At 37.1% G+C, this 13,802-nt stretch carries 14 protein-coding genes; 7 read left to right on the top strand and 7 right to left on the bottom strand.

Going from position 1 to position 13,802, the window contains the following annotated elements:
• Positions 1–148: 148 nt before the first annotated feature.
• The 3 genes from CH354_RS08260 to CH354_RS08250 all read left to right on the top strand — a co-directional run bounded on the left by CH354_RS08260 (position 149) and on the right by CH354_RS08250 (position 3,709).
• A complete protein-coding gene (locus CH354_RS08260) occupies positions 149–1,708 on the top strand; it encodes a TolC family protein (RefSeq protein ID WP_100726947.1) in 1,560 nt (519 codons plus the stop codon).
• On the top strand, positions 1,705–2,886 hold the full coding sequence (locus tag CH354_RS08255) for a M20 metallopeptidase family protein (protein WP_100726861.1): 1,182 nt from the start codon (positions 1,705–1,707) through the stop codon (positions 2,884–2,886). Before CH354_RS08260 ends, CH354_RS08255 begins: the two co-directional genes overlap by 4 nt.
• A 64-nt stretch (positions 2,887–2,950) precedes the next feature.
• A complete protein-coding gene (locus tag CH354_RS08250) occupies positions 2,951–3,709 on the top strand; it encodes an enoyl-CoA hydratase/isomerase family protein (protein WP_100726862.1) in 759 nt (252 codons plus the stop codon).
• A 4-nt stretch (positions 3,710–3,713) separates the two neighbouring features.
• Here the strand turns inward: CH354_RS08250 and CH354_RS08245 are convergent, their stop codons facing one another.
• Genes CH354_RS08245 through CH354_RS08230 form a run of 4 tightly spaced genes read right to left on the bottom strand, consistent with a single transcriptional unit; the run spans position 3,714 to position 7,670 of the window.
• A complete protein-coding gene (locus CH354_RS08245) occupies positions 3,714–4,175 on the bottom strand; it encodes a MarR family winged helix-turn-helix transcriptional regulator (protein ID WP_100726863.1) in 462 nt (153 codons plus the stop codon).
• Positions 4,176–4,192: 17 nt separating this feature from the next.
• Positions 4,193–5,512, bottom strand: coding sequence for an aminopeptidase P N-terminal domain-containing protein (locus CH354_RS08240; protein ID WP_100726864.1), 1,320 nt, complete (start codon positions 5,510–5,512; stop codon positions 4,193–4,195).
• Positions 5,509–6,570, bottom strand: coding sequence for a lipopolysaccharide heptosyltransferase II (gene waaF / locus CH354_RS08235; protein ID WP_100726865.1), 1,062 nt, complete (start codon positions 6,568–6,570; stop codon positions 5,509–5,511). Before waaF ends, CH354_RS08240 begins: the two co-directional genes overlap by 4 nt.
• Positions 6,570–7,670: a thiolase family protein gene (locus CH354_RS08230; RefSeq protein ID WP_100726866.1), complete on the bottom strand. Its 1,101-nt coding sequence runs from the start codon at positions 7,668–7,670 to the stop codon at positions 6,570–6,572. The genes waaF and CH354_RS08230 overlap by 1 nt, the downstream gene beginning before the upstream one ends.
• A 78-nt stretch (positions 7,671–7,748) precedes the next feature.
• On the opposite strand from CH354_RS08230, the gene bfr reads away from it, so the two are divergent.
• From bfr to CH354_RS08210, 4 genes are read left to right on the top strand one after another with little or no spacing between them, the layout of a single operon-like run.
• A complete protein-coding gene (gene bfr, locus CH354_RS08225) occupies positions 7,749–8,225 on the top strand; it encodes a bacterioferritin (RefSeq protein WP_100726948.1) in 477 nt (158 codons plus the stop codon).
• Positions 8,174–9,355 (top strand): THUMP domain-containing class I SAM-dependent RNA methyltransferase, encoded by a 1,182-nt coding sequence (locus tag CH354_RS08220; protein ID WP_409036404.1) that lies wholly within the window; start codon positions 8,174–8,176, stop codon positions 9,353–9,355. Before bfr ends, CH354_RS08220 begins: the two co-directional genes overlap by 52 nt.
• Complete coding sequence (locus CH354_RS08215; RefSeq protein WP_100726868.1) at positions 9,352–10,515, top strand: acetylglutamate kinase; 1,164 nt, start codon at positions 9,352–9,354, stop codon at positions 10,513–10,515. The genes CH354_RS08220 and CH354_RS08215 overlap by 4 nt, the downstream gene beginning before the upstream one ends.
• A 7-nt stretch (positions 10,516–10,522) precedes the next feature.
• Positions 10,523–10,861 carry a DCC1-like thiol-disulfide oxidoreductase family protein gene (locus tag CH354_RS08210; protein WP_100726869.1) on the top strand — a complete coding sequence of 113 codons (339 nt, stop codon included), beginning with the start codon at positions 10,523–10,525 and terminating at the stop codon, positions 10,859–10,861.
• Here CH354_RS08210 and CH354_RS08205 read toward each other — a convergent pair.
• Genes CH354_RS08205 through CH354_RS08195 form a run of 3 tightly spaced genes read right to left on the bottom strand, consistent with a single transcriptional unit; the run spans position 10,850 to position 13,724 of the window.
• Positions 10,850–11,530, bottom strand: coding sequence for an iron-containing redox enzyme family protein (locus tag CH354_RS08205; RefSeq protein ID WP_100726870.1), 681 nt, complete (start codon positions 11,528–11,530; stop codon positions 10,850–10,852). The genes CH354_RS08210 and CH354_RS08205 overlap by 12 nt on opposite strands.
• On the bottom strand, positions 11,527–12,519 hold the full coding sequence (locus CH354_RS08200) for a D-alanine--D-alanine ligase family protein (protein WP_100726871.1): 993 nt from the start codon (positions 12,517–12,519) through the stop codon (positions 11,527–11,529). The genes CH354_RS08205 and CH354_RS08200 overlap by 4 nt, the downstream gene beginning before the upstream one ends.
• Entirely contained in the window at positions 12,516–13,724 is a 1,209-nt protein-coding gene (locus CH354_RS08195) for a KamA family radical SAM protein (protein ID WP_100726872.1), read from the bottom strand. The genes CH354_RS08200 and CH354_RS08195 overlap by 4 nt, the downstream gene beginning before the upstream one ends.
• Between the last annotated feature and the right edge of the window lie 78 nt (positions 13,725–13,802).

Here is a 13,802-nt window from a genome sequence, read left to right as displayed (position 1 = left end):
GTTTAAAAAGTTTCCATTGAAAAGACAAAATTTTATCCCCAAACGTTTTCTCACAAAATCTCAAAAGTTGACCAGCTGGTTAATATCTTTGAGTATATTAACTTTCCCAATTTTGGCAGATTCTGACTTTGATGACGATATCAAACGGATGCAGCTTGCACAGTGGGAAAATGGTGATGTTGTACCGGAACCTCTCCAAGGGCCAGGTCCCAAAAAACTTCGATTGTCCATTGCCCAAGCAATTGAACAAGTCATTGAAAACAATACAATCGTACAAAATGCAAAATTGGAAATTGTAAAAGCAGACAGTCCTGAATGGAAAAATGAATCCAAGTATTCTTGGAGGGCTCTCGCCAGTATCCAATCTGCAAAACAATTATTCCCAAGTAACAGAAATAACATCTTCGCGGGAACAATTCGTTCTCAAGATAAAATATCTGCTGGGATTGAAAAACAATTCAAAACGGGAACTTATTTTAAAACGGAAATCAGCACCATTCGTTTTGACGTAAACGCTTTTGAAAACCCAGATTCCTCTACATCGGGTTTTGCAAGTTTACTTGCTGCACCTCCTATGTATACAGGAGCGATTTCGGCGACCCTTTCACAGGAATTACTGAAGTATAGTTTTGGTAAAAACGAAGAAGAAAAAGAAAAGTTATTAAAAAACCAAACACTACTGGTTAGGGAAAATTATATTAATATCTTAACACAACTTGTCGTTAAAATCTTAGTTGATTATTGGTCCTTAAGTATTGTTGATTCCCGAATTGCAACTTACGAAAAAGTTTCAAAAAATACTGAGGAAATCCGAAGATTAACACTTCGAAAAACTGGACTTGGACTTTCAGAAGGTTTCGAAGTAAACCAATGGAACCAAGCTTACCTCAAAACACAGTCTTTACTTGAAAAAGCAAAAGTGGATCGAATTGAAGCAGAAAGAAATCTTATCCGCATTCTAAATGTTGATACATCCTCATCGATAGAAGGTGTTACCGATTTAAGCGAAACTTTACCTACTAATATTAATATAAAATCTGATATCGAGTATGCATTAGCACATAGAACTGATTATTTAATTCTAAAAAGAGAAAGAGAGATCGCAAAACTGGCATTAAACACTGCATTGGCTGAAGATGATCCTTCTCTTTTGGCAACAGTATCTTATAGTTCTATTGGACAAAACTTTTTGTCTCCACAAGAAAACTTCATAGCAAGACAACGTGGTGTTACATCCTTTATGTATCCGCAAATAGCAGCCGAATTAAAAATGTCGTATCCATTATGGGATTTGGGAATCAAAGCTGCCATACGTGATGCAGAAACAAACTTAAAAATCAATGAACTAAAGATTCAGAATTTAGAACAAGAAATTGAACAAGAAATTGCGATTCGACATGAAGCTTTAATTGCAAGTCATGCTTTACTCAAAGACTTACAGAAAACTAAAAAAGAAACTGAAACATTTTATAACGGTCTTATGGAACGTTTTAGACAAGGGCGTTATACAGCAGTTAATGTCAAAAATGCACTTGATAGTTTGGCCAATACAGAACTTGCTGTCACCCAAGCCAAAATTAATTTTAATATCAATTTAGTTCGTTACGAATTAGCCAAAAATTCTTTATTTGAAAAGTATGGTTTAGATTTGTATTCTATTTTGGAAGAAGTAGAAAAACGAGCTAAAGTCGAAACTGATAAATTATGAAATCGTTTCCAACACATAGAAAAGATGAAATGGTATTATACCGACGTACTTTCCATCAAAATCCAGAACTCAAATATGAAGAAAAGGAAACAGCAAGTTTTGCAAAAAAGCACTTAGAATCCTTAGGATTTACAGTCGAAGAAGGAATTGCTGAGACTGGTCTTGTGGCCTTATTTGATTCTGGAAAACCAGGAAAAACCATTTTGGTACGGGCAGACATGGATGCCCTTCCTATCCATGAGGAAAATGTACACACATATAAAAGCAAAAATGAAGGGAAAATGCATGCCTGTGGACATGACGGGCATACTAGTATCTTACTTGCGTTAGCTTCTGATCTACAAAAAGATTTTTCTAGTTTTGTACCGAAGGGTAGAGTTCTACTCTGTTTCCAACCAGCAGAGGAAGGTGGTTCTGGTGCCGATAGGATGATTGAATCTGGCATTTTAGATCGTTACCAAGTAGATTCAGTCTTTGCCCTTCACGTTTGGAACCATATTGATTTAGGAAAAGTGGGAGTCGTAAATGGAACCATGATGGCTTCCGTTGACGAATTTAAAATTACTGTTGAAGGAACCTCTGGACATGGAGCGATGCCCCAACATACTGTTGATCCCATTCTTGTCGGGAGCCATTTAGTTACTGCCTTACAGACTCTCGTTTCAAGGAATGTGGATCCTTTAGAACCATGTGTTGTAACTGTAGGATCATTCCATTCTGGAAATGCTTTTAATGTGATTCCAGAAACAGCGGTTTTACATGGGACAGTTCGTACTTATTCAAAATCAGTCTACGACATGATCCCAAATCGAATGAAACAATTAGTGGAACAAGTAGGTGCTGGTTTTGGTGCCAAAATTCAATTGGATTACAAACGCATTGATAAACCAACCATCAATGACCCTGTGATGGCTGATGTTGTCAGAAAAGCTGCAAAATCAGTTCTGGGTGAAAGTTGCCTTACGGAAGAAAATACTCGCACCATGGGTGGAGAAGACTTTTCTGCTTTTCTCATGCAAAAACCAGGGTGTTATTTTTTTATCGGATCTAGAAATGAGAAAAAGGGATTTATCCACCCTCATCATAGTTCCTTTTTTGATTTTGACGAAGATGCTCTTCCCATTGGCCTTGCCGTTATGAAGGAAGTCATCCACACTTACCTCCAAGATTTTTCATAAATTTCTCCTTGCTTTTAAATCGCTTTCCATTATTAGTTAGATATCTAACCAAATCGAGGGAATTATGATAAGTTTTGAACTGAATGATGGAATCGGAATCATTCAACTTGCGATTAATGACAAGAACAGTTTTTCCAATGATTCTTTTTTGGCATTAAAACAATCAATCAAAGAAGCTAAGGATTCAAAGGCAAAGGTTGTGGTTTTAAGAAGCACTTCTCCTGGATCTTTTTCATTGGGTCTAGACTTGACAACTGTTAGTTCGATGGATATGTCAAAAGACCTAGCTCCATTCTTAGAACTATTTTATCACAACTTAACTGAAATTTACCAACTACCAATGCCTACCATTGCAGAAGTTTCAGGACATGCGTTAGGTTATGGTGCGATGCTTGCTCTTGTATGTGATTATAGATTTGCCACTTCTGACATTCGTTTTGGACTACCAGAAGTAAAAATTGGAATTCAAGTCCCTTCTTTTGTGTATGCACTGATGGGTGAAGCCGTTGGTTATGATTTAGCAAAACGTCATGTATTGCTTGGTGATGCTTTCAAAGCTAAGGAATACCCTACTTTATTTGAAGAAATTTCAGAAACAGAAGATGATCTGAAAAAGAAATCAAAGTCATTACAAACCAAACTGAAAAAAAATTCTTACTCAGCTATGAAAGATACAAAAAAAGGAATTTTAAGTGTTCACAAACCTTTACTTGATTTAGTGAGTGAAGATGTTAAAAACACGATTGCAAGTATCCAATCACCTGATGCTAAAGAAGGGATCTCCGCATCTGTTGAAGTCAGAAGACCTGTGTTTACTTCTTAAAAATTTACACAATTCCTTTTCTGTCTCGGATGTGTTTATAAATTTCATCGAGGATAGGGTACAAAATATCCTCGCTTTCTTTTGAAATTCCCCAAGTTTGCAGGGATAATAATTTTGCGGAAATGGTTACGATTTTTTTCCGTATTTTTTTTCCCTCTTTTGAAAGTAAGATAGCCCATTCCCTACCATCACTGGGAGACGGATTTCGATCCACAAGACCTTCTTTTACCAATCGATTCACGAGCACAGTACAAGTAGGTTTGGTTTTTTCAATCGTTTTGGCTATTTGAGTCATATTGATAGGTTTCGATGTTCGAATCAAAAATGTTAAAATTTCAAAATGAGAAGTTGTGAGTCCAGGATAACCTAACTTCTCCATTTCGATACGAACAATATCAGCAATTTCTGAACTGATACGATCAAAATAACGTACGGAGCGAAACCTTTTTGGCAGTTCTCTTGGCATGATCCGAATGAAAATCGTTACGCTTTCAAAGCTTCGATTTCTGATATTTCCTTTGGAATTGATTCTGTTAAGTTGATAGGAGTTTTTCCATTGATGAGAATGTCATCTTCTATACGAATGCCTATCCCACGAAACTCTTTTGGAATCGACTCATCACTCGGATCAAAATACAATCCAGGTTCGACAGTGACTACTTGCCCGTCTTTTAAAGGTCTTGATTTACCTTCTAAAAAGTATCTGCCGACATCATGAACATCCATTCCCAAATAGTGTCCCGTACGATGCATATAATACTTTTTATAAGTTTCTTTTTCTAAAATTTCATCCAAGTTGCCTTTTAAAAATCCCATTTCCCGAAGGCAGTCTGCCAAAAAGCGAACTGTTTTTTCATGTACTTCATTGAATGGTATTCCTGCGACTGAATGTTGGATTGCATTTTTCTGCGCATACAACACAACTTCATAGATCATCTTTTGTGATTCGGAAAATTTTTTACCAACAGGAAAAACTCGCGTCACATCAGCCGTATAATAATTCCATTCAGCACCTGAATCAACTAATACCAAATCTCCATCCGAAAGTTTATCATCATTGTTTACATAATGTAAAATACATGCATTTTTTCCAGAAGCAACTATATGCCCATACCCTCCACCTATGGAACCATACTTTAAGTATTCTTGTTCTAGTAAGGCTTCTAATTCATATTCGTACATACCAGGTTTACTTTCTCGCATGATCCGCATATGCCCTAGTTTGGTGATTTCAGCAGCATTTTTTAGAATTTGAATTTCTTCTTTGGATTTGGTGAGTCGTTCTTCATGCAAAAAATTGGGATGTTCAATTCGATGTGGTCCAAATTTTCCTTCTCTTGCTCGTTCCGATAACTGTTTGCATTCCAATAAAAGTTCTCGGTCTCTATCTGGGTTTTCGCCAAAAAAATAGTATAATGTATGATTTCCTAATAGAATTGCTGATTTTTGTTTGTCCCAATCATTTAAATCATAAACAAAATTTAAACCTAACATCGATTTAATTTTTTCTTTACCCAATCGAATCCCTGTCCAAATTTCTCTCTCTTTGTCCTTGGGCAAACAAAACATACCAACTGTTTCGGAGGTTATAATTAAAATAGAATCTTCTTCTTTAATCCCTGTTAGATAATAAAAATCAGAATTTTGTCTAAACTTATATTCTACATCACGGTTACGAATTTTATGATTCGCCGCAAAAAGAATCAGAATTTCTCCATTTTTTAATTTTTTTTGAACTTTAGAGATTCTTTTTTGATACGTATATGCATCATATTCTTTAGATTTTAATTGCGGTTGTTTCATGTTTTAATCACTTCCTCAAGTGCTTCAAAAATGCGTACAGGATTTTGATCTAACATACAACGGAAATGGCCTTCAGGACAAATCCTTCCTCCGTGAATTCCACAAGGTCTACAGTTTAGACCATTCACTTGCATGATTCGATGTTTGTCTGACAAACTTCCATAACCAAATTCTGGGATTGTTGCGCCGTAGATCATAACCGTAGGTGTATTAAATGCAGAAGCAAAATGAATAGGACTCGAATCATTGGAAATGATAGCAGTTGCATTTTGAATCCAAACCATAAGTTCTTTTAAACTTGTTTGTCCGACTAAAGAAAGTAACCTTTCTCTTTCTTTGATTTCTAATGGTTCTGTTTTCATCATTCGAAAAATATGATCTTGGATTTCTAAATCTGCCTTACTTCCAATGAGAATCACCGATTCATTTCTCTTTCTTAAAATTTGTGTGATGACACTTACAAATTTTTCTTCTGGCATTCGTTTCGTTTCCCATAAGGAAGATGGAGCAATTAATATGTAACCTGTTTCGTTTTTAAGAAGTTTTGTCCTTTTGGCAAAATAGGAAGATTCCTCTTCTTCACTTGGATACAAATAGGGCCTTCGTTCCCTTCCTGTTGGGAAATCATATGGCTCAAACAATAATGAAAATAATTTTTCCACTTCATGAGGACCTTGTTTTGGTCTTGGAACCAACTTGGTATGAAGAAAGGAAAAACCAGATTCTTTGTAACCAATTCGTATTGGAGCCATTGTGAAAAAAGAAATTAAACTGGAACGATAAGAAAAATGGGGAGAATACACTTTATCAAACTTTTCTTTTCTCAATTTTTGGATGAACTTTAAGAAAAAAAATGGGTTCTTTTTAATTTTCTTTTTATCTAGGCACCAAACTTGCGTTATATCGGGATTATGATCTAATACTGATTCCGTACCTAAATTGACTAACACATGGATTTCACTTTCCTTGTGTTCCATTTTCACAGCGTGAAAAAAGGAGGTAGAGAGGATTAAATCGCCAAGGAAAGCGGTTTGGATGATGAGGATTTTTTCAGGCATCAGACTCTTTCTAATATCGACACAAAGTTGTTTGTAGCTAGTCCACCTATACTTTGTGCTACTGCCAACCGCTTTTCAGGCCATTCAGAAAAGAACCTACAAAGTTCCACAATTTGTGCAAGTCCCGATGCTCCGACGGGGTGGCCCCGTGATTTCAGCCCACCGGAAGCATTGATCGGTAATTTGCCTTTTGGATGAGTTAGACCCGCTTTTACCTGGAATAAGGCCTCACCACGTTTGAAAAAACCAGCGTCTTCGGCACCCACAAGTTCAAATGGGGTAAATGCATCGTGTAACTCCGCAAAATGGATGTCACTTGGTCCCACTCCTGCCTCCTCGTATGCCTTCGCAAAAGCAATCCGATTGGCTAAAAAACTAGGTTCTGCACTCGGAAGGAAAGGAGATAAACCAGAACCCATTCCTTTGACAGATACCGAACTTGGATCTTTGGATAAAATCAAGGCAACCGACCCATCAGATAAAGGAGAGATATCATAAAGCCCCAGAGGACTTGTGATCTTAGGTTGGTTTTTGTATTCTTCCAGGGTTAGATTTTTTTTGATATGTGCCTTTGGATTTTGTAATCCATTATCATGCAGTTTTTTTGCAATGGCAAACAAATCCTCTGCCTCGTAGCCATATTCATGTAGGTATTGGTTTGTGATCATAGCACCACCTTGTGCCATTGACATTCCCAGTTTGCGTTGTGAATCAGAGAGAACTGAACCTAACAATAAATTGCTTTCTTCTCGGTTGAGTTGTGACATGAGTTCTGTTGCAATCACAAGTCCATGGTCAAACCGACCACTGAGAATCAAATTCACTCCCAATTGGAACGCTGCTGCACCAGAAGAGGATGCTGTTTCCATCCGGATGGAATAAAGATCTTTTAGTCCTAACCTGGCAGCAATTTTTGCAGAAAGATGAAATTCCTGATTATAGGAATCTGGTGAAAAACTTGCATAGATGATGAATTGAATTTTGTGAGATTGAAACTCATGTACAGATTGTTTTGCGGTAACAGAGGACAAATCGAGTTGTGATCCTTTGTGTTTACCAAATACACTCATCGCAGGATTGTGAATGTAAACTTTCTTCATTCGAATATAGTTTCCGCTTGCCTATTCTATGAAAACCAATTATCTTTCCAATTGAACCGAGAATTTGAGGTTACCCATATGAAGGGAAAAAAAGAAGTAATCGACATATTAGCAGAAGTTCTCTCTGCGGAACTCACAGCCATCAATCAGTATTTCATTCACGCAAAATTATGCAAAAATTGGGGATACATGGAACTTGCCGAGTATCTTAGAAAAGAATCCATTGAAGAAATGAAACATGCTGACGAAATCATGGAACGCATCCTTTATTTTGATGGAATCCCTGACTTACAAAAGTACATGAAAATCAATGTAGGCCAAACTGTTCCTGAAATGTTACAACATGACTTACAATTGGAATACAATGCAGTAGAACGATTGAACCGTGGGATTGATATTTGTGTGGCAAGTAAAGACAATGGAACAAGAGAACTCTTGGAAAAAATCCTAGTCTCGGAAGAAGAACACATTGATTGGATTGAAACTCAAACTTCGCTCATTGAATCCATTGGTTTACAAAACTATTTGGCTCAAAAATTAGGAGATTCGGAATAAAACCTACTCATCCCACCTATCATGCCATTTGCGGAGAAGGACTTTCTCCGCTTTTGGAAACGGAAATCCAATCCTTTCATCTAAAAATCAGTAATCACAACCGTGGTGGAATTTTTTTCTCAGGCAAAAAAGAGGATGTCATCCAATTTGCCATCCATACTAAATTTGCCTCTCGTGTGAATTTGCAACTCCTCCACGACAATGCTCAAAACTACGACGAATTTTATACCAAAACATCCGATATCCCTTGGGAAAAATACATAGGTCCCAATGTGAGTTTTCGTATCGATGCAGAAACTAAAGACAAATTAAAAAATTCTGAATTTACAATGCATCGAACAAAGGATGCCATCCTTGACAGACTCAGGGCCAAAAAAGTCCCTCTGCCTGAAATTGAGAAACGTTTAGCGGATATTACCATCGTCGTCAGGTCACATACAGATCGTTTTAGCGTCGAACTTTCGTTATCGGGTGACCCGGTGGGAAGAAGAGGTTACAGACTCCATGCAGGAAATGCCCCTGTAAGAGAACCTATTGCACAAGCAATGCTTGAAATGTCTGATTGGAAGGAAGGGGAAACCTTAGTTGACCCAATGTGTGGATCGGGAACAGTTCTGATCGAAGCTGCACTCAGAGAACGCTTGTTTGGTGAAATCAACAGATTCCTCTTTGCAGAATCCCCTATTTTCCAAACTTTATTTCCAACCTATGTTTTCTCAGAAAGAAAAAAGGAAAACCCAACTTCTCCCCATTTGTATGGATTTGATATAGACCCTGAAGCCATCCGCATTGCCAAGGAAAATGCCTATGAAGCAGGAGTGGAAGATTTTATCAAATTTGAAGTCTCAGACTGTTTAACACTAAAGAATACATTTGGTTCGAAAGGTCACTTAGTCACAAACCCTCCTTATGGTGACCGTATCGGTAAACCAATGGAAGATCTACGGGAGATGTACTTTCAATTTGGTAAAGTTTTAAAAAACGAATTTGGTGGTTGGAAGTTTACAGTATTATGCGCTGATTTTTCTCTCCTTGGGAAATTTGGTCTAAAAGAAAACAAACACATCACACTGAAACATGCAAATTTAAAGGCAAAAATCGTAGATTATGAGTTAAGAGGGGGGAAATGAAATCAAAGGACATTTTAAGTCGTGTTTTTGAAATCACTAGAGATCCAAGAGATGGTCTTCTCTTCTTAAAAGAATTCCAATCCCTTTCTCCCGAATCGTTTGCCATTCTGTATGCAGATTCCGAAACCATCTTTGAAAGTTCCGAGGCCTTATTTTCTGACTTAAAACTCCTCTACCAATTGGATTTATTTCCCTTTGTTGTTTTGGAAGAGGATAGTTTTCAGTACTTAAAAGTTTTTTTCCCACTCGAACAAATGGGAGCCAATCCGAATGATGAAAAGACACTAGGATTTTCATATGAAATCATCGCAAGAGATGAACCACTTCGTGAATCGGTTAAAACTTCTATTAATAAGAAAAAAATCCCAATCTTACTTTGGAATGATGAAATTGAAAAACTCGAATCCGTCTTAGATCGTTGCAGAGCTATCCTACATTCCTCAAAAGTGATTTATGTATCCATCGATGGACCTTTGAAAGATCCAAATTCTGGGAAAGTAAAATCAATTTTACAAATGGAAAATACCTTTCCGATTCCCAGTGGGTTCACCATTACAGAAAGCCAAAAAGAATTCATCCAACTTTCTGAGGCAATGTTATCCAAAATTGAGGATCCAAAATTCAGTATTGTTCTCACTTCACCTTTCACACTGTTAACGGAACTTTTTACTGTAAAAGGAAGTGGAACCCTTGTAAAACGTAAAAATAAAATCCATAAGTTTGAATCCACTGATGGTGTGGATATGGTGCGTCTCTTTCGTTTGATAGAAGAATCGTTTGGAAAAAAACTAAAACCAGATTTTTTTCAAAGTAAGTTTGATGTATTATTTTTAGAAGAATCCTATCGTGCCTGCGCTTGGATGCAAAAAACCGAATATGGTTATTTGTTATCTAAATTTGCTGTCAATGGTGTGGCAAGAGGTGCAGGTGTTGGTCGAGACATTTGGGACCAAATTTTAGAACACTGTAGTCCTCTTTTTTGGCGGAGTAAACCTGACAATACAATCAATAAATGGTATATGTCCATTGCACAAGGAATAGAAAAAGATAACTCTTGGTATTATTATTGGCTCGGTGTGGACCAATCACTCATCCCTGGAATCATCTCACTTCTGAAATCCCAACCAGAAGACTTTGGTCTACCAACTCCATTAACGTAAAACTAAAATGAAATTAATATATGATGGAGAATGTTCCTTTTGTACGCGATTGGCGTTTTCCTTACAAAAACAGTCCATCAAACCAATTGAAATCGTATCTTACCATACCTTTTCTGAAGAGGATTTAAAGAAAATCCATTCGCAATTAACAAAGGATCAATGCAAAGGAGAAGTACAAATCATCCAAAATGGAAACCGATTTCCTGGTTTTTTTGGAGTTCGAGTTTTGGCATGGAATCTACGATTCTATCGGTATTTTGTTTGGATTCTGTATTTGCCACTCGTTCCATTTTTAGGAATGTTTGTAATGGTACTACTTAAAAAATTTAAGAAATCACTTGGTTAAGTAACGTTTCCCTTCATCCAAACGAGACAAACCCAAATAAAAATCTTCTCTTGCATCTAGTGCCAATCGGTTCCCTTCGATCACTTGTTTTTTGGATTCCTCCGTAATACAAACAGTTTCTATGAGATCAAACAATCGTTTGCTATGCCCTTCATCTGCATCTAAATTCACCTGAAAAAATTTACCTTCTGGCAAATTGAATTCTCTTTTCAATTGATGGTATGCGTTCGCAATTTGTGAGTATTCCAATTTAAGTAAATATTCATTGGCAGGTCCTAGTGCTCCTAACCCATAAAAAAAACCCAAATCAATTACCGATTTCATTTTATCTAGATAGGTTTTTGTCTCAGGTAAAATTTGATGCTTCGAAAAATCAAAATTAAGTTGTTCCAAAAAACTTGTAAGTATCGATACATGTGTTTCGGAGATGTTCCCTTCTCCCAATTCTTCCCAAATATTTTCGACAAGGACTATTTTGGCATTTTGGTCTCTTGTATTGGCAGCAACTAACAAAAACCAATCGACAAATCCAATGGATACATAGTATTCTTGGCTAAGCCAAAGGATTAAATCATCAAAACTCATTCTAATATTTCTTTCTCTTAGCCACTTTGTTTGTAAAACAGAATGAGTTTCCACTTCCCTTTTTAACATTCCAATGAGATTCATACGTTTTGGTCCTTTCCATATTGGTAACGCGGATGAGTTTGGTATTCTTCAAAACCTAAATTGATACATAATTCTAATAATTCCGAATATGATTTCCCTGATTTTTCCCATAACATCGGCAAGGTGGAGTAAATCTTAGAAAAACCTGGTGTAGCATTCACTTCCAAACAATAAGGTATTTCTTTTTCCAATTTATAATCGATTCTAATATAACCAGAACTTCCAAGAAATTTTGCAATTTTCAAAGAAGTGGATTCTAATTCCTTTTGGAGGGCAATCGGAACTTCGAAGTCCAAAGATTCTAAAAATTCTGATTTAGATTTGATTCCTTCATGGTAAATCCCAGAAGGAGTATCCACATATGCTATCGGTAAAACTTGGTAGTGGTTCAAATTTCCGATCACACCTACCGTAAGTTCCCTTCCAGTTAAAAATGGTTCTATTAAAAGTGGAGAGTGTTCCTCTAAAAGTTTTGGGATTGTATCTTCCCATTCTCCTTGGTCTTGGATTGTATTCGACTCTGAAATTCCCAAACTCGATCCTTCTCCATTGGGTTTCACAAATACTGGAAATTTGATTTTCGGTTTGGTTTGAAATTCTGTCAGTAGTTCTGAATCCGTTACTCGAATTCCCATCGAATGCAAAAAAAGTTTGGTTTTAAATTTATCCAAAGTGAAACATTGGACGGAAGCTGAACTTCCCGTATGTGGGATTCCTAAATATTCGCATAACGCAGGAATGTATGCTTCTCTTGAGGTAGATGTATAACCTTCCACAAGATTCCACACGATCCAATTTTCCCTGTTACCCTTTGGAATATTGGAAAGAACAGATGTAATTTCTTTTGCATCCGAAAGTGACACAACATTATACCCTAAGGAACGAATGGTATTTTCCATAAGCGATATGGTTTCTTCCGATTCCCATTCCTGGGAACGTTTTGGATCGTCTGGATTGTAAATATCACATGCAAGAATGACTGTTTTCATTCGGCTTGGAATTTCTCCCAATCTGCATCTAAAAGAACTGGATAATAAGATTCTTTGTCGGAACCAACTGGTTCAAATGAAAAATGTATTTTTTTAGTCACTGCGGAACGAAAGGCATGTTGTCTTGTTTTTGGATAATAACCTAAATACCAATTGGCACCGATGGTAATTTTACCGCCACCACCAGGAAGATCATTGACAAAATGAGGAATTCCCATCCCTCCAATTTTTCCTCGCATATACTCTACGATTTCAATCCCACGAGCAAGTGGAGTGCGAAAACCCCTGGAACCAGGAATGAGTTCTGGGTCATAAAGGTAATAGGCACGAACTCGCATTTCCAATAACTTTTTATGAAGTGTGAGCATTATTTCTTCATCATCGTTGATGCCTTTTAATAATACTGCCTGATTCCCTACAGATACTCCTACTTTTAACAGACGTAATACAGCATCCTTAGCTTCCTTTGTACATTCCTTTGGATGGTTAAATTGGGTATGACAGAATATCGATAAATTATCGTCATTATACCTTTCAATGATTTTACACAATTCATCTGTTATGCGAAATGGTAAGGTGACTGGATTTCTTGTCCCAAGCCTACAAATGCGAACGTGTGGTATTTGATTTAGTTCCTGTAAAATCCACTCAAGCCTTGCATCTGCAAGATTTAATGGATCTCCACCACTCACCACTACATCTTCTACTTCAGGATGGTTTCGTATGTAATCAAATGCAGTCTCTAAATCTGCTTTTTCCATTCTTTCCCCACTAGAAGATACCTTTCTACCTCGCATACAATGGCGACAATATACACTGCACGAATGGTTTGAAAACAGAAGGACACGATTTGGGTACATATGAGTGAGCCCACGAACAGGACTTAGTCGTTCCTCATCCAAAGGATCGGAACTTTCTTCTAATGAAAATACTGCCTCCTCCGCTGTTGGAACAATCATCCTTCGTATGGGACAGTTTGGGTCCGTGGGATCAGACAAAGATAAATAATAGGGAGTGGTCGAAACTAATAATCGGATGGTTTGTTCAATCCCTATTCGTTCCGATTCGGTGAGTAAAAAATAACGAGAAAGTTCCGATCCTTTCACTCGGTTTTGCAACTGTGATGTGGGATCAGTCCAAATTGTCCTGGAAAACAATTCTTCTCTGGCCCGAAGAACTTCTGATAAACTGTTTTGCACGAGCATAAGATTTTATTCCTTACTTGCCAACAGACCACCAAATTCTTTTCTGGTGGTAATGCAAGAAAACCGCTTGGGGGAAAT

It is taken from the genome of Leptospira levettii (assembly GCF_002812085.1).
GTDB classification, from domain to species: Bacteria; Spirochaetota; Leptospiria; order Leptospirales; family Leptospiraceae; genus Leptospira_A; species Leptospira_A levettii.
Note: the sequence above shows the minus strand (reverse complement) of the source record. Positions and strands in the feature narration are given on the sequence as shown.